The 26,984-nt window shown below is 61.9% G+C and carries 20 protein-coding genes; 16 read left to right on the top strand and 4 right to left on the bottom strand.

The window, feature by feature from the left end; translation table 11 throughout:
* Positions 1-393: 393 nt before the first annotated feature.
* From BMY98_RS16595 to BMY98_RS16635, 9 genes are all read left to right on the top strand, one after another.
* Positions 394-6,009: a putative Ig domain-containing protein gene (locus BMY98_RS16595; protein ID WP_074890984.1), complete on the top strand. Its 5,616-nt coding sequence runs from the start codon at positions 394-396 to the stop codon at positions 6,007-6,009.
* A 958-nt stretch (positions 6,010-6,967) separates the two neighbouring features.
* Entirely contained in the window at positions 6,968-8,326 is a 1,359-nt protein-coding gene (locus BMY98_RS16600; protein WP_074890985.1) for an iron-containing redox enzyme family protein, read from the top strand.
* A 41-nt stretch (positions 8,327-8,367) separates the two neighbouring features.
* Positions 8,368-9,327 carry a methyltransferase gene (locus tag BMY98_RS16605; protein ID WP_074891103.1) on the top strand — a complete coding sequence of 320 codons (960 nt, stop codon included), beginning with the start codon at positions 8,368-8,370 and terminating at the stop codon, positions 9,325-9,327.
* Positions 9,327-9,641, top strand: a complete 315-nt coding sequence (locus tag BMY98_RS16610; RefSeq protein WP_074890987.1) for a hypothetical protein — start codon at positions 9,327-9,329, stop codon at positions 9,639-9,641. The genes BMY98_RS16605 and BMY98_RS16610 overlap by 1 nt, the downstream gene beginning before the upstream one ends.
* A 138-nt stretch (positions 9,642-9,779) precedes the next feature.
* Complete coding sequence (locus BMY98_RS16615; RefSeq protein WP_074890988.1) at positions 9,780-10,295, top strand: DUF4142 domain-containing protein; 516 nt, start codon at positions 9,780-9,782, stop codon at positions 10,293-10,295.
* A gap of 134 nt (positions 10,296-10,429) precedes the next feature.
* A complete protein-coding gene (locus BMY98_RS16620; protein WP_074890990.1) occupies positions 10,430-10,672 on the top strand; it encodes a hypothetical protein in 243 nt (80 codons plus the stop codon).
* A 385-nt stretch (positions 10,673-11,057) separates the two neighbouring features.
* Positions 11,058-13,772, top strand: coding sequence for a DNA ligase D (gene ligD, locus BMY98_RS16625; protein ID WP_074890991.1), 2,715 nt, complete (start codon positions 11,058-11,060; stop codon positions 13,770-13,772).
* Between the two features lie 274 nt (positions 13,773-14,046).
* On the top strand, positions 14,047-15,282 hold the full coding sequence (locus BMY98_RS16630) for a zinc-dependent alcohol dehydrogenase (protein ID WP_074890993.1): 1,236 nt from the start codon (positions 14,047-14,049) through the stop codon (positions 15,280-15,282).
* 24 nt (positions 15,283-15,306) lie between these two features.
* Positions 15,307-15,525 carry a PLD nuclease N-terminal domain-containing protein gene (locus tag BMY98_RS16635; protein WP_074890995.1) on the top strand — a complete coding sequence of 73 codons (219 nt, stop codon included), beginning with the start codon at positions 15,307-15,309 and terminating at the stop codon, positions 15,523-15,525.
* Between the two features lie 93 nt (positions 15,526-15,618).
* Here BMY98_RS16635 and BMY98_RS16640 read toward each other — a convergent pair whose 3' ends face one another.
* The gene (locus BMY98_RS16640; RefSeq protein WP_074890997.1) at positions 15,619-16,476 is read right to left on the bottom strand and encodes an SDR family oxidoreductase; all 858 of its coding nucleotides are present in this window, start codon (positions 16,474-16,476) and stop codon (positions 15,619-15,621) included.
* A gap of 442 nt (positions 16,477-16,918) precedes the next feature.
* Between BMY98_RS16640 and BMY98_RS16645 the strand changes: the two genes are divergently transcribed.
* On the top strand, positions 16,919-17,299 hold the full coding sequence (locus BMY98_RS16645) for a RidA family protein (RefSeq protein ID WP_074890999.1): 381 nt from the start codon (positions 16,919-16,921) through the stop codon (positions 17,297-17,299).
* Positions 17,300-17,421: 122 nt separating this feature from the next.
* The gene (locus BMY98_RS16650; RefSeq protein ID WP_074891001.1) at positions 17,422-19,416 is read left to right on the top strand and encodes a peptidase U32 family protein; all 1,995 of its coding nucleotides are present in this window, start codon (positions 17,422-17,424) and stop codon (positions 19,414-19,416) included.
* A 68-nt stretch (positions 19,417-19,484) separates the two neighbouring features.
* On the opposite strand, the gene BMY98_RS16655 is transcribed toward BMY98_RS16650, so the two are convergent.
* Positions 19,485-19,814, bottom strand: coding sequence for a hypothetical protein (locus tag BMY98_RS16655; RefSeq protein ID WP_074891003.1), 330 nt, complete (start codon positions 19,812-19,814; stop codon positions 19,485-19,487).
* A gap of 286 nt (positions 19,815-20,100) precedes the next feature.
* Between BMY98_RS16655 and pcsA the strand changes: the two genes are divergently transcribed.
* Positions 20,101-20,820, top strand: a complete 720-nt coding sequence (pcsA, locus tag BMY98_RS16660) for a phosphatidylcholine synthase (RefSeq protein WP_065988791.1) — start codon at positions 20,101-20,103, stop codon at positions 20,818-20,820.
* Between the two features lie 110 nt (positions 20,821-20,930).
* Here pcsA and BMY98_RS16665 read toward each other — a convergent pair whose 3' ends face one another.
* Positions 20,931-21,392 (bottom strand): Lrp/AsnC family transcriptional regulator, encoded by a 462-nt coding sequence (locus BMY98_RS16665; RefSeq protein ID WP_074891004.1) that lies wholly within the window; start codon positions 21,390-21,392, stop codon positions 20,931-20,933.
* Between the two features lie 206 nt (positions 21,393-21,598).
* Here BMY98_RS16665 and BMY98_RS16670 point away from each other — a divergent pair, with 206 nt between their 5' ends.
* Positions 21,599-22,759, top strand: coding sequence for an aminotransferase class V-fold PLP-dependent enzyme (locus BMY98_RS16670; protein ID WP_074891006.1), 1,161 nt, complete (start codon positions 21,599-21,601; stop codon positions 22,757-22,759).
* 42 nt (positions 22,760-22,801) lie between these two features.
* Here the strand turns inward: BMY98_RS16670 and BMY98_RS16675 are convergent, their stop codons facing one another.
* On the bottom strand, positions 22,802-23,737 hold the full coding sequence (locus tag BMY98_RS16675) for a LysR substrate-binding domain-containing protein (RefSeq protein ID WP_074891008.1): 936 nt from the start codon (positions 23,735-23,737) through the stop codon (positions 22,802-22,804).
* Between the two features lie 175 nt (positions 23,738-23,912).
* On the opposite strand from BMY98_RS16675, the gene BMY98_RS16680 reads away from it, so the two are divergent.
* Genes BMY98_RS16680 through BMY98_RS16690 form a run of 3 tightly spaced genes read left to right on the top strand, consistent with a single transcriptional unit; the run spans position 23,913 to position 26,958 of the window.
* Positions 23,913-26,165 carry a heavy metal translocating P-type ATPase gene (locus BMY98_RS16680; protein WP_074891009.1) on the top strand — a complete coding sequence of 751 codons (2,253 nt, stop codon included), beginning with the start codon at positions 23,913-23,915 and terminating at the stop codon, positions 26,163-26,165.
* Complete coding sequence (cueR, locus tag BMY98_RS16685) at positions 26,162-26,569, top strand: Cu(I)-responsive transcriptional regulator (protein WP_074891011.1); 408 nt, start codon at positions 26,162-26,164, stop codon at positions 26,567-26,569. The genes BMY98_RS16680 and cueR overlap by 4 nt, the downstream gene beginning before the upstream one ends.
* 44 nt (positions 26,570-26,613) lie before the next feature.
* A complete protein-coding gene (locus BMY98_RS16690) occupies positions 26,614-26,958 on the top strand; it encodes an MmcQ/YjbR family DNA-binding protein (RefSeq protein WP_074891013.1) in 345 nt (114 codons plus the stop codon).
* Positions 26,959-26,984: the final 26 nt, after the last annotated feature.

The following is a 26,984-nucleotide window of genomic DNA, read 5'->3' on the forward strand; positions in this document are numbered from 1 at the left end:
GTGGGACCGGCTTTAGCCGGGAAGACGTCGGCATTCACACTGCAGAATTGAGGGTGCCCACACCGGCCCCTTCCCGGCTGAAGCCGGTCCCACTATCTGACCGCATGTATATGCCAGTCCGTGATGATCATGCAGGACTGGCTTTAGCCGGTCCCACTAATCCTCCGTATACCCCAGCGATCCACCCTCCCTCTCGCGAAAGTGCCAGAAAAGCACAGTCCTAAAACGTCAATTGGATGACGCATAATACCATAGAAATGTGCCGATCGTCACAAAACGACGGTTTCCCGACATACGGCTACAACTTTTCCGTTGAGTTAGGTCATACCTGCTGCAGTGCCGATTGGAAATTGGCACGCAGCGTGACCTCAGCCTGTGAACGGAGATAAGTACATGATTTTTAACGTCCAAAATTTTGGCGCCAAGGGAGATGGCGTCTCTGACGACACCGCGGCCATTCAACAAGCGATTGATGCGGCAGCGGCGGCCGGCGGAGGACAAATCTATGTACCCCCCGGGACCTACATCGTGTCGGGCGGTGAAGAACCGTCCGACGGCTGCCTCATGCTCAAAAGTAACGTCTACATGTACGGCGACGGCATGGGCGTCTCGAACATCAAGGTGGCAGACGGTTCCGACACAAAAATCACCGGCGTGATTCGCTCTGCCTACGGCGAAGAGACCCACGATTTCGGGCTGAGCAACCTGACCATCGACGGCAACCGCGACAACACCACCGGCAAGATCGACGGCTGGTTCAACGGTTTCATCCCCGGCCAGGCAGGGTACGATTCCAACGTCACCCTCGACGGCGTGGAAATCAAGGACTGTTCCGGTTACGGCTTCGACCCCCACGAACAGACCGTGAACATGGTCATCAAGAACAGCGTGTCCCATGGCAACGGCCTGGACGGCTTCGTCGCTGACTTCCTGAGCGACAGCACCTTCGAAAACAACGTCGCCTACGACAACGATCGCCACGGTTTCAACGTGGTCACCAGCAGCCACGACTTCACCCTCAGCAACAACGTCGCCTATGGCAACGGCGGTGGCGGCATCGTCGTGCAGCGCGGCAGCGAGAACATCCCTTCGCCGAACAACATCACCATCACCGGCGGTGAGGTCTATGGCAACGGCGCCGAGGGCGTGCTGATCAAGCTTTCGAGCGAGGTCACCATGACCGGTGTCGACATCCACGACAACGCCAGCGCCGGCGTGCGCATCTACGGCAGCAACAACGTCGACGTGATCAACAACACCTTGAGCAACAACTCCCTGGGCGGCGGCGTGCCGGAAATCATCATTCAGTCCTACGACGACACCAACGGCGTTTCCGGCAAGTATTTCAACGGCAGCGACAACACCGTTCAGGGCAACACCATCAACGGCAGCGCGCTGTCCACCTATGGCGTGGCCGAGCGCAACGAAGACGGCACCGACCGCAACGCCATCATCGGCAATACCATCAGCCACACCACCAAGGGCGACACGCTGCTGTACGGCGATGGCAGCTACGTCAGCGCCACCGTACCTGTCGTGGCGGTGCAAGGCACCGATGGCAACGACACCCTGCTGGGCAGCGACGCCAACGAGATCTTCTACGCCGGCGCGGGCAATGACACCGTGAACGGCGGCGGCGGCAGCGACATCCTCATCGGCGGTGCCGGCGTCGACAAGCTGACCGGCGGCGCAGGCGCGGACATCTTCCGCTTCACCAGCGAAACCGACAGCTATCGCACCGCTACAACCAGCTTCGACGACACCATCACCGACTTCGACCCGACCCAGGACAAAATCGACCTCGCCGGCCTGGGCTTCACCGGGCTGGGCAACGGCCGTGGCGGCACCTTGCAGGTGAGCTACAGCGCCAGCAACGACCGCACCTACATCAAGGATTACGATGCCGATGCCAATGGCAATCGCTTCGAGCTGATCCTGGCCGGCAATCTGGTCAGCGCACTGACCGCCGACAACTTCATCTTCAACCGCACCCTCACCGGCACCGTCGGCAACGACTCGCTGCAGGGCACTGACGGGGCCGACACGCTGTTGGGCCTTGCCGGCAATGACAGCCTGGCAGGCGGCGGCGGTGACGATCGCCTCGACGGCGGCGCCGGGCAGGACACCCTGAGTGGTGGCGCTGGCGCTGACACCTTCGTGTTCTCCAGCCGCATGGACAGCTATCGCAACTACAACGCCGATGGCGCGAATCTGGGCGACGTGATCACTGATTTCGACGTCACCTCTGACAAGATCGACCTTTCCAAGCTGGGCTTCACCGGCCTCGCCGACGGCATGAACAATACCGTCTACGCGGTGCTCAACGACGCGGGCGACAAGACCTACATCAAGTCGCTGAACGCCGATGCCGAGGGCAACCGCTTCGAAGTCGCGCTGGTGGGCAACTACCTCGACAAGCTGACCAGCGCCAACTTCGTGTTCGCCACCGCACCGACGGTGAATCAGGCGCCGGTCGTGGCCAACCCGCTGCTGGACCAAAACGCTACCGAGAACACACCGTTCAGCTACGTCGTCCCCGGCACCAGCTTCACCGATCCGGACAACGACAACCTCAGCTACACCGCCACCCTGGCCGACGGCACTGCCCTGCCAGCGTGGCTAAGCTTCGATGCCGTGACCCGCACGTTCAGCGGCACCCCGGGCACCACCGCGTCGGGCACCTACGCAATCAAGATCACCGCGAGCGACGCCAGCAACGCCACTGTCAGCGACAGCTTCACCCTCGCCGTCCAGGACGTGCCAGTGACGCCGGGCGAGATCAACGGCACGCCGGGCAATGACACCCTCACCGGCACCACCGGCAACGATCAACTCTTCGGCGGCGCGGGCAACGACACCCTGAATGGCGGCGACGGCAACGACGTCCTCATCGGTGGCGCCGGTGCCGACAAACTCACCGGTGGGGCGGGTTCGGACGTGTTCCGCTTCACGTCCACCCAGGACAGCTACCGCACGGCGACCACCAGCGCCAGCGACCAGATCCTCGATTTCGATGTGGCTGCCGACAAGATCGACGTCTCGGCCCTGGGCTACAGCGGGCTGGGCAACGGCCTCAACGGCACGCTGCAAGTGACCTATAACGCCAACACCAACCGCACCTACGTCAAAGACAACGTCGCGGACGCCAGCGGCAACCGTTTCGAGCTGTCCCTGGCGGGTAATCTGGCCGGCAGCCTCAACGCCAGCCATTTCGTCTTCACCAATCAAAACGTGCCTATCAACGTCGCGCCGGTGGTGGTGATTCCGCTGCTGGACCAGAACGCGACGGAAAACTCGCCATTTACCTACGCGGTCACCAGCAACAGCTTCTCCGACGGTAACAACGACACGCTGACTTACACCGCGACCCTGGCCGATGGCAGCGCCCTTCCCGACTGGCTCACCTTCGACAGCACCCGCCTGACCTTCAGCGGCACGCCCACCAGCACCGCCTCCGGCAATTACACACTGCTGATCAAAGCGACTGATCCGTCGGGCGCGTCAGTCAGTGACAGCTTTGCCCTGGCCGTGGCCGATGCGCCGGCCAGCACCATCACCGGCACCGACAATGGCGAAGCGATCGCGGGCACCGCAGGCGCCGACCTGATCCTCGGGCTGGGCGGCAACGACACCATTCGCGCCGGCGCAGGCCCGGACATCATCGACGGCGGCGCAGGTCGCGACTCGCTTTACGGCGGCGAAGGTGCCGACACCTTCCGCTACACCAGCGTCCAGGACAGCTACCGTGACTACACCACTGGCGGAGTGACGGCCACCGACACGATCTACGACTTCACCCACGGCGTGGACAAGATCGACGTGTCGACCCTGGGCTTCCTCGGCCTGGGCGACGGCAGCAACGGCACGCTGTACCTGAGCCTGAACGCGGCCGGCGACAAGACGTACATCAAATCCAGCGTGCCTGACGCCGACGGCCATCGCTTCGAGATCGCCCTGAGCGGTAACTACCTGAACACCCTCACCGCAGACGACTTCGTGTTCGGCTCGCGGGCCGACCAGGACATCCTGTTCCTGCCGACCCTAGGCCAGTCCAACGCCCGTCTGTTGCGCATGACCGAAGACGACAGCCAGTCCGGCACCACCATGCTGGTGGACGGCCTGAGCAAGTACACCACCTACGACGTGCGCAGCCAGTTCAACGACGCCGACGGCAATGGCATCGACATCGCAGTGGGCGGCAGCACGGTCAACGGTATGTCGACCCTCGGCGCCGAAGAGCTGAAGTTGTGCTGGTGGCTGACCGACACCGACCAACCGGGCCCGGCCCTGTTGCGCGCGGTGGCGCTTTTGAACGACCAGCTCACCGAGCTGAAAGCGGTCGACAACGTGACCATGGGCATCATCTGGGGTCAAGGCGAGGAAGCGGCGCAGGAAATCGCCCGCGCCTCGGACAAGGAGGCCGCCGCGGCGGCGTACAAGGCGGCGACCTTATCGGTCTTCGATTACCTGCACGCTCAGTTCGGCAACTTCAACGTGTACATGATGGAAACCGGTCACTACGACCAGGACGCCGCCCGCGCCCGTGGCTTCTCGGAAGAGAAGATCGCCGGCATCGTCGAGGGCGTGGGCTATGTGCGCGCCACCCAGGAAGCGATTGCCGCCCAGCGTGACGACGTGAAGATTGCAGTCGACTACACCGACCTGCCGTTGCGCCACGAGGTCGACCCGCTGGTCTATCCCGATGACGTCTGGCACTTGCACGAAGAGTCTGCCGAGATCGTCGGCCAGCGTCTGGCCGACTACATTGCCGATGATCTGGGCTTCAAAGGCGACCCCAGCGACAACAATAGCGTGCAGGCGATTTTCGACGGGGTGCAGAACGAAGGCGGCCTGATCTTCGGTACCGACCAGGCCGACACCCTGGTGGGCTCGTCCGGCAATGACACCCTGGACGGTGACCTCGGCGCCGACAGCATGAGCGGTGGCGATGGCAATGATATTTACATCGTCGACAACGCCTTCGACAGCATCACCGAAAGCAGCGACTCGCCGTCGCAGATCGACACCGTGCAGGCGTCGGTCAGCTGGACCCTCGGCGCTAATCTGGAAAACCTGGTGCTCACCGGTGTTTCAGCCATCGACGGCAACGGCAACGAGCTGCGCAACTTCATCACCGGCAACGCGGCGGCCAACGTGATCGACGGCGCAGGCGGTGCCGACAGCATGAGCGGCGGCAACGGCAACGACACGTACTACGTCGACGACAGCGGCGACAGCGTGATCGAAACCAACGCCGATCGCGTCACCGGCGGCATCGACAGCGTGCACAGCACCCTGGCGACGTTCACCTTGGGCAATAACGTCGAAAACCTGTACATCGACAGCATTGACGCGGCCAACGGCATCGGTAACGCCCTGGACAACGTGCTGTTCGCAGGCAGCGGCGATAACGTGATGGACGGGCGCGGCGGCAACGACACGGTGTCCTACTACGGCGCGCAGGCCGGCATCACCGCCACCCTGTCGACCTCGGCGCAGCAGAACACCGTGGCCTCAGGCCTGGACACGCTGAAGAGCATCGAGAACCTGATCGGCAGCGCCTTCGACGACAGCCTGACCGGCAACAGCGGCGCCAACGTGCTCAACGGCGGTGCCGGCAATGACACGCTGATCGGCGGCTCGGGCAATGACCGTTTGATCGGCGGCGCTGGCACTGACTCGCTCACCGGCGGCACCGGGGCGGACACCTACGTGTTCGACTCCATCGCCGACATGGGCGTCGGTGCATTGCGTGACGTGATCAACGGCTTCAAGAGTGCCGAGGGCGACCTGCTCGACTTCAGCGCCCTGGACGCCAATCCGCAGACCACGGGGATCGACGCGTTTACTTTCATCGGCAGCAATGCCTTTGACAGCAATGACGCGACCGGGCAGATACGCTTCGCTGACGGGATCCTCTACGGCAGCATCAACGCCGATGCGACCCCGGATTTCGAAATCCAGCTGGTCGGCGTCAAGGAGCTGCACGTCACTGACCTCGTTGCCTGAGTAATCGCGTAAACACAAAAACGGCCTCCGCAATGGAGGCCGTTTTTTTGCACGACCGGTACGCCCGCGTAGACCCCGAAACACACCCAGGTTGCGCACCTACAGGTTTTGCGGACACCGCGACTATCCGGTTGGGCGAAGATCAATGGTAGGAGCGTGGCTTGTCCCGCGATCGGCTGCGCAGCAGTCGTAAAGCCTGACGCCTCGGTTTTACCGCGATACCGCGACTACCGGATTACTGCCGCTTCGCGCCAGATCGCGGGGCAAGCCACGCTCCTACGGGTTATTCATTCAACGCGAATCTTCGGCTGGATAGCCATCCACTGTAGGAGCGCGCTTGCCCGCGAAGACGTCGGTATAGACGACAAATATGCGTCGGATGTACCGCCCACTCGCCAGCAAGTCCGATGTACCACCTCTTCGCCAGCAAGCCGGCTCCCACAGGTTATCTGTCCCGCGCGAATCTCCGGCTGGATAGCCATCCACTGTAGGAGCGCGCTTGCCCGCGAAGACGTCGGTACAGGCGATAAAAACGCGTCGGATGTACCGCCGATTCGCCAGCGAGCCGGCTCCCACAGGTTATCTGTCCCGCGCGAATCTTCGGCTGGATAGCGATCCACTGTAGGAGCGCGCTTGCCCGCGAAGACGTCGGTACAGACGATAAAAACGCGTCCGATGTACCACCTCTTCGCCAGCAAGCCGGCTCCCACAGTAAGCCCCGGCAACACCCAAAATCAGAGGCAGACGCAAACCCGCAGGGGCCGGGTTGTTGTGACGGCTACATTTGCGGCGATCGAGTCGACCTGTACGATTTTCAGGCCACGCGGCGTCGAATGAATCGAAACCCCGGCCGCTCATCCGTCACAGGTGTCGATCATCGACTGACCTGCAACTCGATGGAATTTTAGCGAACTGCCTCCCTCTGACCTACATATCAAGAAAAGTCAGCAGGCTAGTCATGACCTCTTTACAGCTACTTTCCGAGCGTTCTGCCACGGCGCATCTATCCAACGGCGCCCACTACTCGCTGTACTCCCGTCTCCTGCGCGGCCAGGTGGAAGCCGAGCGGGACAACGCTCGTGATTTTCTCCAGGAGCAACTGGAGATCGCGAAAACGCTGCCGTCAAACCTGCCTGCTGACCTCAACGAACTGTCGACCTGGGTGGCCAGTAACAGTCATTCCGTGGCCGAGCAATATCGCGTCTATCTGGAGGAACGCCGCGCCGGCGGGCCTCGGAAGTTCTTCACCAACAAAGCCCACGCGCTGTATTTCCTGCAAAGCGTCGCGCCGAGCAAGCTGGTAGATGGGGCCTGGCTGTACGGCACGGTGAAGTATGCCAACGACTGGCGCTACCACGGCCTGATCCGCACCTACCTCGAAGAACTGGGAGACGGCGAGCCTGCACTCAACCACGTCGTGCTGTACCGCAATCTGCTCACCGAACACGATTGCGCGCCCATCGCGCAGCTGGACGATTCGCTGTATTTGCAGGGCGCCATTCAGCTGGGTCTCGGCCACTTGAGCGATGAGTTCTTGCCGGAAATCCTCGGCTACAACCTGGGTTATGAGCAACTGCCGCTGCATCTGCTGATCACTTCGTTCGAGCTGAGTGAACTGGGCATCGACCCCTATTACTTCACCCTGCACGTGACCATCGACAACGCCAGTTCGGGCCACGCCTACAAGGCGGTCCAGGCCGTGCTGGATCTGTTGCCGAACGACGACAGCAAGGGTGAATTTATCGAGCGTCTGCGCGCGGGCTATCTGCTCAATGATCTGGGCATAGGCTCGACCGATATCGTCCGCGCCTTCGATCTGGAAGAAGAAGTGGTCTCGATGCTGGAGACCAAAAGCACCTTCGGTCAGCACATGCATTCTGATTACTGCCGCCTTGAGGGTCGCACGATCAATGACTGGCTCGCCACGCCCGGCCAGAGTCGTCAGTTGCTGAGTGCGCTGGAAGATCGCGGCTGGATCAAGCGCAATCAAGACCCGCAGGACAGCCGATTCTGGCAACTGATCGACGGCCCCGGCGCGGTGATGTTTGGCGTATTCAGTGGCTATGAAATGCAACTGCTGAAAGACTGGATCGCCGGTGACTGGCAAGCCTCCGAGCAGAGCAACCCTTTCCGCACGCGCTTCCGTCGCCGCCCCGTGGCGACCACCGACACCGAACAGTCGCCGCGCAGCGCCCCCTCCCTGCCATTCGAAAAACTGGTTGAGCTCATCGCTCCCGATTCCCATCCAACGCCCGAAGGCCTGGCGGCCACCCGAATCTATGCTCGCCAACTGGCGCAAGGAAGCCTGACACGATGAACCCGCAGACGTTGCTCGATCCCGCACTCGACACGCCCGAAATGTCCGAAATGTCCGAAATGTCCGACAAAGACCACGACCTGGCCCTGCTGCAACTGGGCCAGCGCCTCCAGGACGGAGGCTATCGCTTCATGACGGTCACACCGTTGACCCATCAGCGGGTCAATGCGCGTGAGCAGAATCGCACGGCGCGCAGCCTGCGCGACGTCTTCGGCTGGAGCCGCCCGTTCGAAACCGGGCTGCTGGATGAGGTCGATCTCGAGACGCTGCTTGGCGCCGGTGTGCTGCGTGCCCACGCCGGCATGTGGGTCAGTGACGTGCGCTGGTCGAGCCTGGATGACGTGCTGTTCGTCCACTCCGCCTTCCCCACCGTGGCCCACGATTCTGTGTTCTTCGGCCCCGATACCTATCGCTTTGCCCAAGCCATTGAAGATCATCTGCGCAGTTCGACGCACCCCATCCGTACCGCCGTCGACATTGGCTGCGGAAGTGGCGTCGGGGCGATTTTGATCGGCCGTGCACGACGGGACGCCAGTGTGCTGGCCGTGGACATCAACCCCACTGCCCTGCGCTTTACCGCAGTGAATGCTTCGCTGGCCAAGACCGAAAATGTGGTCGCCTACCACAGCGACATTCTGGCGGGCACCACGGGCGAGTTCGATTTGATCGTCGCCAACCCGCCGTACATGAAAGACAGTCAGGAGCGCGCCTACCGCCACGGTGGCGATCAGCTCGGTTCGGAGCTCTCGGTGCGCATTCTGGCGCAAGCCATCGAGCGACTGGCCCCGGGCGGCAGCGTGTTGCTGTATACCGGCGCGCCCTCGGTCGATGGCGTCGACCTGTTCCTTGAGCAGGCACGCAAACGGGTCGATCGCCCTGATCTCGCCTGGTCTTATCGCGAGATGGACCCTGACGTATTCGGTGAAGAGCTTGAAACCGAGACCTATCAGGAAGCTGACCGCATCGCTGCGGTGGTGCTGACGGTGACGCGGATCCAGTGATGTATCCGACGACGCCGGACGGTCGCTATTTCGTCGTCAAGGGCCAATTGTGGCGCTGCAGCAACCCGGCCCTCGGCGAAGAAGAACGGCAGCAGTGGGTCAACGCACTGATGAAGGCGCGGCAGGCCGTCAAGGCCGCCAATCGCGTCGAGGATTCCGCCGCGCTCAAGGCGGCTCGCGCTTCGGTTAATGCGGCGAAGATTGCACTGGGTGAGCGCGGTCCGGTGTGGTGGTCGGACGGAGCAGCGGATTTCAATCGCTGCAAGGTTTTGAATACGCCCTATCGGGAGTGGTTTGAGTCCCTGCCACAGTGAGTGGCAACTCATTAAAGACCTGCGAAAGATGACCGGATAGCGGCGCAAACTTAATTTCCCTGAACGATTTACGCGACAAGTACGTCGGAACAAGTACGGGCACTTCAGCCCCGTCAAGGACAGAAGAGGAACTTCACTATGGCAAATCTAATCCAGACTTCCGCACTCGCATTGTTGATGGCCATCGGCAGCCAAGGCGCTTTCGCTGCCCAGGATAATGACGACTTTGTTGAAGATGCATCCGCCAAAGGCGTGGCTGAAGTTGAAGCCGGCAAACTTGCCCTGGAAAAAGGCACTTCGGCCGACGTCAAAGCGTTCGCGGAGATGATGGTTAAAGATCACACCGCCGCCAATGCCAAGCTGAAAGGCATTGCTGACACCAAGAAGCTGGAAGTGTCTGACAACGCCATGCTGATGGACAAAGCCAAGGCGATGATCCTCGAGCTGCGCAGCTCGAAGTCGTTTGATCAGGCGTATGCGAACAACCAGGTTGTCGCCCATGAAAAAACCATCGAGCTGTTCAAGAAAGAAGCCGCTGAAGGCAAAGACGCTGATCTGAAAGCGTTCGCGACCGCGACGCTGCCGAAGCTGGAAGAGCACCTGACCCGTGCCAAGGCCCTGGCCAAAGCACACGGCGGTGACGCGGCCAAGTAATTCGGATGATGCCTGTAATGGGCTGATGCGAATCTTTAGTTGATGAAGGCAGGGTTTAAACACCCTGCCTTTTTCATGTTTGTCAGTGTTTCATTACGCGACCCGCCCCTGTCCCTAGTAACGCGAGGCCCGACATGAGCAATGCAACCCGTAATCAAATGGCCGTTGTGCTGAATCAACTTAACGAACTTCGCAGCACCGTGAATGAACTGTTCCGCCTTGAGCTTTCCGAAGTCACCGAGCTGACCGGCCACCAGACGGTGGACGACAAACAGAGCATCGCCCAATGCTTCGCCACCCTGGAGGCTTCCATCGTCGACATGGAGCAGACCCTGGCGATGCTGGCGGAAGCGACCGAGCAGCGTGGGGCTGTTTAGCCACGCCACCACCAAGGCCTGAACAGTGATTTTGCAGTGTCTCCACTGACGCCTTCCCGGCTAAAGCCGGTCCCACTATCAGACCGCGCCTCACCTGTGGGACCGGCTTTCAGAACACGCTTCACCTGTGGGACCGGCTTTAGCCGGGAAGAGGCCCGAGCAGGCGCCATCTTATTGCAGTGTCTTCTGCGACGCTTTCCCGGCTAAAGCCGGTCCTACCAGGGGAGCGCAATCATTTAGTGGGACCGGCTTTAGCCGGGAAGAGGCCCATTCAGACGCCATCATTGTTGAGGGTGTAAGAAGAGGTTCGACCGGGTCTCGGAACTCCGCCCTCGCCGCGAACTCTGCGTTTAACAGACACATGCACCAAGGGTGAGGGATTTCCATGAGCGCCGGACTGGACGAATACAACCGCAAGCGCGATTTCGACGCCACGCCGGAGCCTTCAGGCAACACGAAGAAAAAACGCGCTTCGACCAAAAAAGCAGCCCATGCCTTGCAGTTCTGCATCCAGAAGCATGACGCCTCCCGTTTGCATTACGACTTCAGGCTCGAAATCGATGGCACCCTGAAAAGCTGGGCCGTGCCCAAAGGCCCTTCGCTGGACCCCAAGGCCAAGCGTCTGGCGGTTCACGTCGAAGATCACCCGGTCGAGTACGCGACCTTCGAGGGCAGCATTCCCGAAGGGCATTACGGTGCGGGCGACGTCATCGTCTGGGACCGCGGCGTGTGGACACCCCTCTCCGACCCTGCCGAAGCCTACGCCAAGGGCAAGCTTAAATTTGCCCTCCAGGGTGAGAAGCTCGGCGGCGTATGGAACCTGGTCAAGACTCACATTCCCGGCAAGCAGGAGCAGTGGTTTCTGATCAAGCATCAGGACGAGTTCGCCCGCTCCGAAAGCGACTATGACGTGGTCAAGGAGTCGCCCGACAGTGTGCTCAGCGAGCGCACCCTGATTCCCAAAAAGCGCGGGAGCAAAACGGCGGCAACGTCCAAGTCTGCAACGTCCAGCACGGCAGAGCCCAAGCCTGACAAGCCCAAGCCCGTAGAAAAAGTCCCTGCCCCTCGGAAGCATTCCGCCAAGGCGCAACTGGTGGGCGCCGAGCCCGCAGAGCTGCCGGACCTCATCAAGCCGGAACTGGCCACGCTGGTGGAGTCGGCGCCGGAGGGCGACTGGCGCTACGAGATCAAATTCGATGGCTATCGGGTCATGGCGCGGGTCGCCGACGGCAAGGTCCAGCTGTTCACCCGCAATGGCCATGACTGGACCCACAAACTGCCGCACCAGGCTGAAGCCATCGCCGGGCTGGGCCTTGAGTCGGCCTGGCTCGACGGCGAAATGGTCGTCGCCAACGACGAAGGTGTGCCCGATTTCCAGGCCCTGCAAAATGCCTTTGAGGCCGGACGCAGCGCCAACATCATCTATTACCTGTTCGACATGCCTTTCCTGAACGGCATGGACCTGCGCGAAGTGCCGGTGGAACAGCGACGCGCCGCGCTGTCCAGGGTGCTCGAACGGACCGACGACGAGACCCTCAGGTACTCCGAGGACTTCGCGGAAGTGCCGGAAGTCCTGCTCAACAGCGCCTGCCAGATGAAGATGGAGGGCCTGATCGGCAAGCGCGCCGGCAGCCCTTATGCGTCGCGCCGCAGCGGTGACTGGATCAAGCTCAAGTGCAAACGCCGCCAGGAATTCGTCGTCGTCGGCTACACCGATCCCAAGGGCGCGCGCAGCAAATTCGGCGCATTGCTGCTGGGATTGCATGACACCGACAGTGGCGAGCTGAGGTACGCCGGCAAGGTCGGCACCGGGTTTAATGAAACGACATTGGGCACGATTTACGAGCAACTGACGCCGCTTCACGCCAGGCAGGCTGCCGTGGTCAATCCGCCCACCGGTTTTGAAGCCAAGGGCGTGCACTGGCTCAAACCGGTGCTGCTGGCGGAAGTCGCCTTTGCAGAACTCACCAAAGAGGGATCGGTGCGGCACGCGGTGTTCCATGGCCTGCGCACCGACAAGCCAGCTGAATCGATCACCGAGGAGCTTCCGGCTCCGGCACCTTCTGCCAATCAAAAGTCAAAGCCAGCACAGAAACCAATAGAGCCAGAAGAGCCAGAAGAGGCACCCAAACCCTCGGCCACGCGCAAACGCGCAACAGCATCAAAGGCAGTCAAGCCTGAACAAAGCCGGCCGGGATCGTCAGGCCCAACCGATGCCACAACGGGAAAGATCCGTCTGACTCACCCCGAGCGATTGATCGACCCCACCAGCGGCGCCACCAAGCGCGACCTCGCCGATTACTACATCCGCATTTCCGACTGGCTTCTGCCACAACTCGCCCAACGCCCGGTGGCCCTGGTGCGTGCGCCGGAAGGCATTGGCGGCGAGCTGTTCTTCCAGAAAAACGCCGACCGCCTCGCGATCCCCGGCATCGAGACCATGGGCAAGGAATACACCGGCCACCCCGTGATGCTGATCAACAATATCGAAGCGTTGATCGGTGCCGTGCAGATGAGCGCCATGGAGCTGCACACCTGGAACGCCGTCGCCAAGGACCTTGAGCGGCCGGACCGTTTCATTCTCGACCTTGACCCTGATCCGGCGCTGCCCTGGAAAACCATGGTGGAAGCCACGCAGCTCACCCTCGCCGTGCTGGATGAACTGGGGCTCACATCGTTCCTGAAAACCAGCGGCGGCAAAGGGATTCACGTGGTTGTGCCGCTCACGCCGAAAGCGGACTGGGACGCCGTGAAGGATTTCAGCCACGCCATCGTCAAGCACATCGCCAGGCTGCTGCCGGACCGGTTTTCGGCGGTGTCGGGGCCGAAGAACCGCATTGGCAAGATCTTCATCGATTACCTGCGCAACGGCCTGGGCGCCACCACCATCTGCGCGTATTCGGTGCGCACCCGGGAAGGCCTGCCGGTGTCAGTGCCGATTTATCGCGAAGAGCTGCTGGAGATCAAAGGCGCCAACGCCTGGGACATCAACACCGTCCACGAGCGCCTGGCGGAACTGGACAGCGACCCGTGGGCTGACCTGGGCAAAACCCGGCAGACCATTACCGCAGACATGCGCAGACGGGTCGGGCTGAAATAACCCATTCTGGCGCGGACTTCCTTGTGGGACCGGCTTCAGCCGGGAACGCGTCAGTGGCCACACCGCAAAAATAGTGGTGTGCACACGGGCCTCTTCCCGGCTAAAGCCGGTCCCACAGAAGCACCGCGATGACGCAGTGGGACTGGCTTCAGCCGGTCCCACCGAAGCACCGCAGGCACCGCTAATCCCCCACCCTTGCAAAGTCCTGAACTAAACCCCTCGCTGCCTGCTCCGCTACTTAGTTGCCCCTAATTAACCGCGGAGAAAAATCACAATGAGAGCACTCACCTACCACGGCGCCCATGATGTGAAAGTGGACACCGTCCCCGATCCGGTCATCGAACAAGCGGACGACATCATTCTGCGCGTGACTGCCACGGCGATCTGCGGCTCCGACCTGCACCTGTACCGCGGCAAGATCCCCACCGTCGAACATGGCGATATCTTCGGCCACGAATTCATGGGCATCGTTGAAGACACCGGCTCCGCCGTGACTGCCGTGCAGCGAGGCGACCGGGTGGTGATCCCCTTCGTCATTGCCTGCGGCGAATGTTTTTTCTGCAACATGGACCTGTACGCCGCCTGCGAAACCACCAACACCGGTCGCGGCGCGATCATGAACAAGAAGGCCATTCCACCAGGGGCCGCGCTGTTCGGCTTCAGCCACTTGTACGGCGGCATCCCCGGCGGACAGGCCGAATACGTCCGCGTACCCAAGGCCAACACCGGCCCGTTCAAAGTCCCCGGCACGCTGTCGGATGAAAAGGTGCTGTTCCTCTCCGACATCCTGCCCACCGGCTACCAGGCGGTGCTCAACACCGGCATTGGCCAGGGTTCGAGCATCGCCATTTACGGCGCGGGTCCTGTGGGGTTGATGGCGGCCGCCGTTGCGCGGATGCTCGGCGCCGATCAGATCTTCATGGTCGACCATCATGCCTACCGGCTGGCCTACGCCCAGGCCACCTACGGCGTGATCCCGATCAACTTCGATGAAGACGACGACCCCGCTGACACCATCATTCGGCAGACCAAGGGCATGCGCGGCGTCGACGGCGTGGTCGATGCGGTAGGGTTCGAAGCCAAGGGCAGCACCACCGAAACCATTCTGACCAACCTGAAAATCGAAGGCAGCAGTGGCAAGGCCTTGCGCCAGTGCATTGCCGCGGTGCGCCGTGGCGGCGTGGTCAGCGTGCCGGGTGTGTACGCCGGTTTCATCCACGGCTTCCTGTTCGGCGATGCGTTCGACAAGGGCCTGACCTTCAAAATGGGCCAGACCCACGTGCAGCGCTACCTGCCGGAATTGCTCGAACGCATTGAAGCCGGCCGTCTCGCGCCCGAAGCGATCATCAGCCACCGCATGTCCCTGGAGAAAGCCGCCGAGGGTTACAAGATTTTCGACAAGAAACAGGAAGACTGCCGCAAGGTCATCCTGACTCCGGGCAGCCCTGAAATCCCTCTCACCGCATCCGTCACTGAAACGGAAACGGTCACCGGCATCCCTGCCATGTGATCCCCCTACAACGAGGCCAATGAAATGGAAACGCTGTTCTCGATCGCTATGGCGGTCATCATCCTGCTGATAGACGTGTGGGCCATCGCCAGCGTGTGGCGGACCAGCCGATCGGTCGGCACGAAGATCGGCTGGTCGGTGCTGATCTTCATCTTCCCGGTGATCGGCGTTGCCATCTGGGGCATCGCCGGGCCGCGGGGGATCGCCGAAGCGCCCACATCCAGGGAGCACAGCAAAGGCTGAAAAGATGAAGGGCTGCACAGGCAGCCCTTTTTTTTGCCGCGAAGCGGTTCGGCGCGCGTGCTGATCGCAACGCAACCGCCCCTCTACGATCAGTTACAGAATCGGCTTGCCGCCGGTCACGCCATAACGAGTCCCGGAGATATAACTGCTTTCGTCGGAGCCCAGCAGGACATAGATCGGTGCCACTTCAACCGGTTGGCCAGGACGGCCCAACGGCGTTTCTTCGCCAAAGCTTTTCACGTCTTCGTCGGTCATGGTCGACACAATCAGCGGCGTCCAGATCGGGCCGGGCGCGACGCTGTTCACGCGGATGCCACGCTCACCGAGCAATTGCGCAAGCCCGGCGGTGAAGTTGGCAATGGCGCCTTTGGTGGCTGCATACGGCAGCAGCGTCGGCTTCGGCGAGTCGGAATTGACCGAACTGGTGTTGATGATCGAACTGCCCGCCGCCATGTGCGGCACCGCCGCCTTGCAGATGCGAAACATCGCAGTGACGTTGATATCGAAGGTTTTCACCCACTCCTCGTCGGAGATTTCCTCAAGGGCCTTGTGGGACATCTGGAACGCAGCGTTATTGACCAGCACGTCGATGCGGCCGAACTTTTTCACCGTCTCATCGACGATGGCCAGGCACTGCGCCTTCTCGGCCAGATCGCCCGGCAGCAGCAGGCACTGACGGCCCGCCTCCTCCACCCAGCGAGCGGTTTCCTTGGCGTCTTCGTGTTCATCAAGGTACGAAATCGCCACGTCAGCGCCTTCACGGGCGTAGGCAATCGCCACTGCGCGGCCAATGCCGCTGTCGCCGCCGGTGATCAACGCAATCTTGTTGCTCATGCGGCCGGAGCCCTTGTAGCTCGTCTCGCCGCAATCCGGGTAGGGATCCATTCTGCTCTGATCGCCGGGCACTGTTTGCTGCTGAGGCTTGAACGGCGGTTTCGGGTAATCAGTCATGGGGCTCTCCTTGAAATAGTCCAACGCAAACGGTCAGCGTCAAGGGTGGACTGAGGGCGCGAGGCATGAGTTCGGAGTTTTTTTGACAGCCGTGCCAGGCGGCTTCATCGGGCATCGATGCGATCTCGATTCTTTCCACATCCGCAATACTGTATTGCCAAATGTTAGCTAGCTAACGGAATTCACCACTGCTACTTTCAATCGCGTTGAATCCGCCGATTTGACAACCCCCCCGGAGCCGCCTTCGCGTCAGAGATAACGTGAAGGCGGCTTGCTTTTTTATGCCGCCCCCCTGGTGCGTACGCATGATGTCTTGATCGGCCAGGCTGCTCACCCGGCCCGCCGCAACACTGTCAAGCCTCCCATTTCCCTCCCGAGTCGGACATCATGACCGCCGGCCGTTTCCCGGCCTGTCATCCCTACACTCGGAGAAGACCATCCCATGGCAAACCACGACATCACCTTCACGCCGGATCCTGACGCCGATTCCATCTCCTCGGACGTCGCCGGCTTCGGCGGCCTGCTGGTTTCCACGCAGATTCCGACACGCGCCGACGGCAGCCTGGAACTGGGCGGTATCGTCGAGCAGAGCGAATGCACGCTGCAGGCGCTTAAGGTGGCGCTGGAACGGGCCGGCAGTTCCATGGACCGCGTGCTGCACCTGACCATCTACCTCACCGACATGGCCGACCGTGCCGCGTTCAACGAAGTCTACACACGCTTCTTCGCCAAACCCTGGCCCGTGCGCGCCGCGGTTGGCGTCGCCGCACTGGCCGTCGAAGGCATGCGCGTAGAAGTCACGGCGATGGCCGCCAGGGCCTGATCACGCGGGTTTCCTGAAGCCCCTCTCATCCAGGCACGCGCCATCGGGCAGCAGACGGGTGCCGGTCAGGCGTTTCGCCGCTACAATGCGCGCCTTGACCGTGACCGTGCCGAATAAAAAATATGTCTCTGCCCAAACATCACCTGGAATTGCTCAGCCCTGCCCGCGACGTGGCCATTGCCCGCGAGGCCATTCTGCATGGCGCTGACGCGATCTACATCGGCGGCCCCAGCTTCGGTGCGCGCCACAACGCGGCCAACGAGGTCAGCGAAATCGCCCAACTGGTCGAGTTCGCCCGCCGTTACCACGCCCGCGTCTTCACCACCATCAACACCATCCTTCACGACAACGAGCTGGAGCCGGCGCGCAAGCTGATCCATCAGCTCTACGACGCAGGCGTCGACGCGCTGATCGTGCAGGACCTCGGCGTGATGGAGCTGGACATTCCGCCCATCGAGCTGCACGCCAGCACCCAGACCGACATCCGCACGCTGGAGCGCGCACGCTTCCTCGATCAGGCCGGCTTCTCGCAGCTGGTGCTGGCCCGTGAGCTGAACCTGCAGGAAATCCGCGCCATTGCCGACGAAACCGATGCGGCCATCGAGTTCTTCATTCATGGCGCGCTGTGTGTGGCCTTCTCCGGTCAGTGCAATATTTCCCACGCACACACCGGGCGCAGTGCCAACCGTGGCGACTGCTCCCAGGCCTGCCGCCTGCCCTATACGCTGAAAGACGACCAGGGTCGCGTTGTCGCCTACGAAAAACACCTGCTGTCGATGAAAGACAACAACCAGAGCGCCAACCTGCGCGCGCTGGTGGACGCCGGCGTGCGTTCGTTCAAGATCGAAGGTCGCTACAAGGACATGGGCTATGTGAAGAACATCACGGCCTATTACCGCCAGCGTCTGGACGACATCCTGGAAGACCGACCGGACCTGGCCCGCGCCTCCAGCGGCCGCACCGCGCACTTCTTCCTGCCGGACCCGGACAAGACCTTCCACCGGGGCAGCACCGACTACTTCGTCACCGATCGCAAAATCGACATCGGCGCGTTCGATTCGCCGACCTTCACCGGCCTGTTGGTCGGCGTGGTCGAGAAAGTCGGCAAGCGTGACTTGCAGGTGGTGACCCATGAGCCGCTGTCCAACGGCGACGGCCTCAACGTGCTGGTCAAGCGCGAAGTGGTGGGTTTCCGCGCCAATATCGCCGAGCCCAAGGGCGAGTTCGAAGAAGACGGCGAGAAGCGCTACCGCTACCGTGTCGAGCCGAACGAGATGCCGAAAGGCCTGCAACTGCGGCCCAACCATCCGCTCAGCCGCAACCTCGATCACAACTGGCAGCAGGCCTTGCAAAAGACCTCGGCCGAACGCCGCATCGGCCTGTCATGGGTGGCGCGTCTGCGTGAAGAGCGTCTGGAGCTGGTCGCTACCAGCGAAGAAGGCATCAGCGCCCGCGTCGAGCTGAACGGGCCTTTTGGCGTCGCCAATAAACCGGAGCAGGCGCTGGAGCAACTGCACGATCTGCTCGGCCAACTTGGCACCACCGAATACCACGCGACCGCCATCGAGCTGGACGCGCCGCAAGCGTTTTTCATTCCGAACTCGCAACTCAAGGCCTTGCGCCGCGAGGTCATCGAGACCTTGACTGCCGCTCGCATCCAGGCGCACCCACGCGGTGCCCGCAAGCCAGAAACGTCGCCGCCGCCGGTTTACCCTGAGGCGCACCTGTCGTTCCTGGCCAACGTCTACAACGAGAAGGCGCGGCACTTCTATCACCGTCACGGCGTGCAGTTGATCGACGCCGCGTATGAAGCCCATGAAGAAAAGGGCGAAGTGCCGGTGATGATCACCAAACACTGTCTGCGCTTCTCCTTCAACCTGTGCCCCAAGCAGGCCAAGGGCGTGACGGGCGTGCGCACCAAGGTGGCGCCGATGCAACTGGTGCATGGCGATGAAGTGCTGACGTTGAAATTCGATTGCAAGCCGTGCGAGATGCACGTGATCGGCAAGATCAAGGGCCATATTCTGGGTCTGCCGCATCCGGGCAGCGGCGTTCAGGTGGTGGGGCATATCAGCCCTGCGGATCTGCTGAAGACCATCCCGCGCGCGCCGCACTGATCTTGTCTGTATCTGGGCTATAAGGTTGCACTGATCGCGCTGCACCTTCCGGGGCGCAGCGCGGTAAGTCAGCGCCGGGCGACTTCGTGCTTGATGCAGCCTTCGTAATACACCTGTTTGACGCCTTCCGGCCGCAGCCTCGACGGGCTGTCGTAGGTCTGTTCGGTGATGCCCAGCGCGCTCATGCGCATCCATTGCTGGGCAAAGTGCTGGGCCTGCATTTTCTTGCGGGCGCCGTACAGCGTCAGACCGGACAGTTTGTATTGCTGAGCGGTGCCGGCCATCCCCGCGCCCCAAGTGCAAAGGTCGCGTTCGTTCTTGCTGGGACTGCGGGCCAAGGCCTGGGAAGTCACCGTTATGAGCACGCAGAAGGTCAGTAGAGTCTTGAGAAATGACATGCGATTCCTTGCCTAAGTGACTGATCAGGCGTGGATTCTGACGAGATGGTCGACTCAACGGGGCCAGCATATTGCCTTCTTTGTCGTTCAGCCGACCAATGACACCTGCGCCGCTCTGTTCCATGATGCGGCGTCACATTTGAGTAACGAAAGCCTGCGCCGCCTGCTACCGTGTAGCGGTTACGTATGAACCTTATCGACCGATCCCCGGTCGATAGATGCACCTCTGGTTCCGTCGACCTCTGCCGTACCCGACCGAACCCGCTTATTTCCAGAAGGACCGTCCATGATTCCAATTCAACGCATCGCCTGGCTCAAGGCCTGGGGCGCCCATGGCTTTACCGCCACCGGCGTGGTGCTCGCTTTTCTCGCGACCATTGCTCTGTTCGATAATCAACCCAAGGCGTGCCTGCTCTGGCTGGGCTTTGCCCTGATTGTCGATGGCGTGGACGGCTCCCTGGCGCGCAAGCTGAACGTGCAGTCTGTGCTGCCGCACTTCGACGGCTCCGTGCTCGACCTGGTGATCGATTACCTGACCTACGTCTTCATCCCCGCCCTGTTCATCTACCGCTACATCCCCCTGCCGGAATACACCCTGCTGCTGACCACCTCGATCATTCTGGTGTCGTCGCTGTTCTGTTTCTGCAACGTCGAGATGAAAAGCAAGGACAACTACTTTCAGGGCTTCCCCGCCGCCTGGAACGTCGTCGCCCTGTGCGTGTACATCCTTTCCCCGGCACCGTGGCTGACCTTCATCACGGTGATCTGCCTGGCGCTGCTGACCGTCACCCGCATGAAGTTCCTGCACCCGTTCCGCGTCCGCCGCTTCATGCCCCTTAACATCGCGGTCACTGCCGTGTGGTTCTTCTGCAGCTTCCTGCTGGTGATGAACCATCCGTACAACGGATCGGTCGCCTTGTTCGTGTGGCTGGCCATGTCGGCGTACTTCCTGGGGATCTGCATCTGGCGCACGTCGATGGAATGGATCGACAAAGCCCGCGTCTGATTCGTCCGGCGACTTTCTCCGACGCACAAAAAAGCAGCCCCCCTTTGGAGGGCTGCTTTTTTTTGCACGGCATTTGGACCGGGCGTTTTTAATGCTTCCCGGACCAGGGTTTACAGGCTGTAGTTCAACGGCAGCTGGGTGGTGGACTTGATCTGCTCCATAGCGAAGCTGGAACTCATGTCGGTGATGCCGGACAACTGGATCAGCTTTTTGTAAACGGCGTCGTAGCCGGCGATGTCCGGCACCACGATCCGCAGCATGTAGTCGGTGTCGCCAGCCATGCGATAGCACTCCACAACTTCGGGCAGCGTCCCAATCAGATCATGGAAGCGCCCCAGCCACTGGGCGTTGTGCTGGTTGGTGCGAATGGCGGCGAAGACCGTCACGGCGACGTTCAACTGCCCGGGGTCGAGCAATGCCACCCGACCACGAATCATGCCCTGCTCTTCGAGCTTCTGTACGCGACGCCAGCAGGCGGTGCTGCCGAGACCAACGCTGTCGGCGATTTCGGCGATCGGGCGGGTGCAGTCGTTTTGCAGAATGCTCAGGATGGCCTGGTCGAATTTGTCCATGGAATGCGCAGTAGCCTCAGTGACGTCATATGCCGGTAAGCGATAAAGATAGGCCAAAAAGCGCCGGGCCGAAAATAGTATTCCGATATCCGTGCGTTTATCGGAATAACTTTCTATCTGGAGCGCCAATCTCCGTCGAGGAATCAATTTTTTTTCAGTCTGACGCTAGTAGTATTTTCTGCACGACGGACAGCGCAGAAACCCCCATGAAAACACTCCCTTGTTATTTCGATTACGCCGCCACCACACCGGTCGATGACCGCGTCATCCAGGCCATGGTCACCTGCCTGGGCCGCGAAGGCACCTTCGGCAACCCGGCCTCCAGCTCCCACGCATACGGCAATCAAGCCCGCCAGTCCGTTGAGTTGGCGCGCCGTCAGGTCGCAGAGCTGGTGGGCTGCAGTGCCGACGATCTGGTCTGGACCTCGGGCGCTACCGAATCCAACAATCTGGCAATCAAGGGCATCGCGCTCAACCCGAGCAACGGCGCACGCCGCCACCTCATCACCAGCACCATCGAACACAAAGCCGTGATCGACACCGTGCGCCAGCTTGAGCAGGCCGGTTTCCCGGTGACCTGGCTCGAGCCCGACAACCGCGGCCTGATTCACCCGGATGCCGTACGCCAGGCACTGCGTGACGACACGCTGCTGGTGTCGCTGATGCTGGTCAACAACGAGCTGGGCACCGTCACCGACATCGCCGCGATCGGCAAACTGGTTCGTGAACACGGCGCTCTGTTCCACGTCGACGCCGCCCAGGGTGCTGGCAAACTGGCGATAGACCTGAGCGCATTGGCAGTAGACCTGATGTCCTTCTCCGCGCACAAAACCTATGGCCCGAAAGGCATCGGCGCCTTGTACGTCGGCGAACGCGCACGGCCGCTGCTCGAAGCACAGATGCACGGCGGCGGCCACGAACAGGGTTATCGCTCCGGCACCCTCGCCACCCACCAGATCGTCGGCATGGGGGCGGCTTACGCCCTCGCCAGCGCTGAGATGGACGAGGAAGTTGCACGCATCAGTGCCTTGTCGGCGCAACTGCGCGAAGGTCTGCTCAACCTGAACGGCGTGAGCCTGAATGGCGATCCAGCCCAGCGCGTCCCCCACACCCTCAACGTCTGCATCGACAGCCCGGGCTTCAACGTTGCCAGCCTTGCCAGCGAACTGGCGGTTTCATCGACCTCGGCGTGTAACTCGGCGAGCAGCAGCGTTTCTCACGTGTTACTGGGTTTGGGATTGAGTCAGGCCCAGGCCGGCAGCAGCTTGCGGCTGAGCTTGGGCCGGTACACCGAGGTGAGTGATGTGGAAAAGGCGATTGCGGTGATTGCCGGAAAGGTCAGTGCGCCGTCGACGACGTTCTGGTGAGAGCATGATTGGGAGGTTCCCTCGTTGGGAGCTTCCCGCGGCTCACAGCTTCCCCGCCAACGCACACGCCTCTCGATCCGCCTTCGCATTCGCCCCGAAATCCTCCGCCAGCAAATCCACCAGCCCCCGCACCGAGGGCAGCAACCCTCGGCGAGACGGGAACACCGCATGGATCAACCCGCTTGGCGGCCGAAACCCCGGCAGTAACTCGACCAGCCGCCCCTCATGCAACGAATGCCGAACCATGATCTCCGGCAGCTGCACCACCCCCACACCCTCAACGGCCGCGCGGTGCAACGCGTCCAGATCAGAGGTCACAAAGCGCGGCTGATGGGGAACCTCGATCCGCTCATCGCCCGGGCCGATCAGCGCCCATCGGTGCTCACGGTTCGCCGGCGCCAGATCCATGCTCGGCAGACCCACCAGCTCCTGCGGCGTACGAACTGTCCTGCCCTCCAGCAATGAGGGGCGAGCCACCAGCCGCTGATGACTCTCGCCCAACACCTTCATCACCAGATTCTCGTCGTCCAGCGGCGGAAAACGCACCCTCAGAGCGATGTCATACCCCTCCCCCAATACATCCACCCGACGGTTGCTGCTCTCCACCTGAATCTGCACTTTCGGGTGCAGCACCAAAAACCTGGCGATGGTGTCGCTCACCCCCATGGCCCCCAGCGCCGGCGGGCAACTGATGCGCACGATCCCCTGGGGTTCGGACCTCGACTGCTCGACGACTTTCTCCGCAGCATCGGCCTCGACCAGCATTGCCACGCAGTGACGGTAATAATCCAGCCCGACCTCGGTCACCGTGAACTTGCGCGTGGTGCGCTGGATCAGACGTACCCCGAGCCGATCTTCCAGTTGAGCGATGCGACGGCTGAGCTTGGTCTTCGGCACTTCGATCTTGCGCGCGGCGGCGGCGAACCCCTTGTTCTCTACCACCTGCACGAAGTAGTACAAATCGTTGAAGTCGTACACGGTATGCCGCTCGCCTGGCCGAAAGGGGCTGCGATTGTGGCAGGTTGCCAATGGACTGTCCTGCGCAGCGCTTGTCGGGCCAAGGCGCACCACGTTCATCGTCCCATCGACCCTTGACCTTGCCGGAAGGGCAAGGTTGATCCTTACTGGCAATCGATTTACCGGAGTGACCACGATGCCCAGTCCCGCAACATTCGATCTGCCTATCGGCGGCATGACCTGCGCAAGCTGCGCAGGTCGGGTCGAGCGCGCATTGCGCAAAGTGCCCGGTGTCCAGGTCGCCACGGTCAACCTCGCCAACGAACGTGCCCACGTCGAAGTCAGCGGGCAGATCGACCCTGCCTTACTGCTGGCCGCCGTCGACAAGGCCGGCTACAGCGCCAGCCTTGAGCAGGATTCAGCCGCGCAGCAAGCCGATCAGCGCAAACGCCACGACACCGCGCGCTGGCAGTTGGTACTCGCCGTCGTGCTGGCGCTGCCGCTGGTGGTGCCGATGCTGCTGCAACCGTTCGGCATCCACGGGATGCTCTCGCCGTGGCTGCAATTCGCCCTGGCGACCCCCGTGCAATTCCTGCTCGGCGCGCGCTTTTACGTGGCGGCCTGGAAAGCCGTGCGTGCCGGTGCCGGCAATATGGACCTGCTCGTCGCCTTGGGCACCAGCGCCGGTTACGGTCTGAGCGTCTATCAATGGCAGAGCGCCGGGCCCGGTACCGCGCCGCACCTGTACTTCGAGGCGTCGGCGGTGGTGATTGCGCTGGTCCTGCTCGGTAAATACCTGGAGAGCAGCGCCAAGCGCCAGACCGCCAGCGCGATTCGGGCGCTGGAGGCATTGCGCCCTGAGCGGGCGATGAAGCGGGTGGACGGGCAGGAAGTGGACGTCGCCATCAGCACGTTGAGCATCGGCGATCAGGTGGTCGTGAAACCCGGCCAGCGCTTCCCGGTGGATGGCGAGGTGATCGAAGGCCAGAGCCATGCCGACGAAGCCTTGATCAGCGGCGAGAGCCTGCCGGTGCCCAAGCAGCCAGGCGACAAGGTCACCGGCGGCGCGATCAATGGCGAGGGCCGTCTGCTGATCAGCACTCAAGCGCTGGGCGCGGAAACCGTGCTGGCGCGCATCATTCGGCTGGTGGAGGACGCGCAGTCAGCCAAGGCGCCGATCCAGAAGCTGGTCGACAAGGTCAGTCAGGTGTTCGTGCCGGTAGTCTTGCTGGTGGCGGTTGCCACGCTCGCCGGCTGGTTGATGGCGGGCGCGTCACTGGAGGTCGCGCTGATCAACGCCGTCACCGTGCTGGTCATCGCCTGCCCCTGTGCGCTGGGGCTGGCCACGCCGACCGCTATCATGGCCGGCACCGGCGTGGCTGCACGTCACGGCATTTTGATCAAGGACGCTGAAGCCCTGGAGCGCGCCCATGAAGTCACCACGGTGGTCTTCGACAAGACCGGCACGCTGACCTCCGGCGCGCCGCGCATTGCTCACATGGCCGCGCTCGAGGGTGATGAAAACACCTTGCTGCAATGGGCCGGTGCGCTGCAGCGTGGAAGTGAACACCCGTTGGCCAAAGCGGTGCTGGACATGACCACAGAGCGCGGTCTGAGCCTGGAGGCCGTTGGCAACAGCCGCGCGCTGGCCGGACGCGGAATCGCCGGGACCCTGCAAGGCCGCGAGCTGGCGCTGGGTAATCGTCGGCTGCTGCAAGAAAGCGGCTTGCAGGAAGAAAGCGGCTTGAGCGGGGACGTCCTGCAGGAGCGTGCTCAGGCCTGGGAAGCTGAAGGCCGCACGCTGTCCTGGCTGATCGAATTGAGCCCGCAGCGTCAGGTGCTCGGCCTGTTTGCCTTCGGCGACACGCTCAAGCCCGGCGCCTTTGAGGCCATCGCGCAACTGAGCGCCCGGCACATCAGCAGTCACCTGCTGACGGGTGACAATCGCGGCAGCGCCAGGGTCGTCGCGCAGGCGCTGGGCATCAGCGATGTGCACGCCGAGGTGTTGCCCGCCGATAAAGCCGCGACCGTCGTGGCACTGAAAAAAACCGGCGTGGTGGCGATGGTCGGTGACGGCATCAACGACGCCCCTGCGCTGGCCGCTGCCGACATTGGCATTGCCATGGGCGGCGGCACGGACGTTGCCATGCACGCCGCCGGCATCACCCTGATGCGCGGCGACCCGCGGTTGATCCCCGCCGCCCTCGACATCAGCCGCAAGACCTACGCGAAGATCCGGCAAAACCTGTTCTGGGCCTTCGTTTACAACCTGATCGGCATACCGCTGGCTGCGTTCGGCGTGCTCAACCCGGTGCTGGCAGGCGCGGCCATGGCCTTGTCCAGCGTCAGCGTCGTGAGCAACGCCCTGCTGTTGAAAATCTGGACACCTGAAGACGAAACCAAACACGACCCCAAAGCCAAGGCCAACGACAAGAGAGACGCCTCATGAACATCGGACAAGCCGCCAAACGCAGCGGCCTCAGCGCCAAGATGATTCGCTACTACGAATCCATCGGCCTGCTGCCGGCCGCTACCCGCACCGACAGCGGCTATCGCCTGTACGGTCCGGACGCGCTGCACACCCTGGCGTTCATCAAACGCTCGCGAGACCTGGGGTTTTCCCTGGAAGAGGTCGGCAAACTGCTGACCCTCTGGCAAGACCGTGGCCGCGCCAGCGCCGACGTCAAGGCGCTGGCCCACAAGCACATCGTCGAACTCAATCAGAAGATCGAGGAACTGGCCGGGCTGCGCGACACCCTGCAGGACCTGGTCAGCCACTGCCACGGCGACCGCCGGCCGGACTGCCCGATTCTGGCGGACCTGGCGTCGAACGGAGTTCGCCTGAATGGGTAACGCCCGCGCCCCTGCCTGCCGCACCGCCGCTCAGGAAAAATCCCATGCAGAATGAAGACGTCGCCGCGTTCTGCCTGAGTCTTCCGGGTGCTCGGGAGGATTACAAATGGGGCGGTGTCAGGGTTTTCTCCATCGCGGAGACCAAGATGTTCGCGGTGATGGGCCTGGCCGGTAACGACCTGTCGTTCAAGGTCGGCGCCGAGCTGTTCCTCGGCTACGTCGACCGTCCGGGCGTACGCCCTGCGCCGTACCTGGCCCGCGCCCACTGGGTCACCCTCACCTACCCGTTCGCCATGGGCGAAGACGAGCTGAAAGAGTTGCTGACCCGCTCCCACCAATTAGTGGTCGGCAAGCTGTCGAAGCGTCGGCAAGTGGCGCTCAAGCTGTGAACGCGTCCAATCAGCCGCGTAAGTGA

Source organism: Pseudomonas graminis, from assembly GCF_900111735.1.
Lineage (GTDB): Bacteria > Pseudomonadota > Gammaproteobacteria > Pseudomonadales > Pseudomonadaceae > Aquipseudomonas > Aquipseudomonas graminis.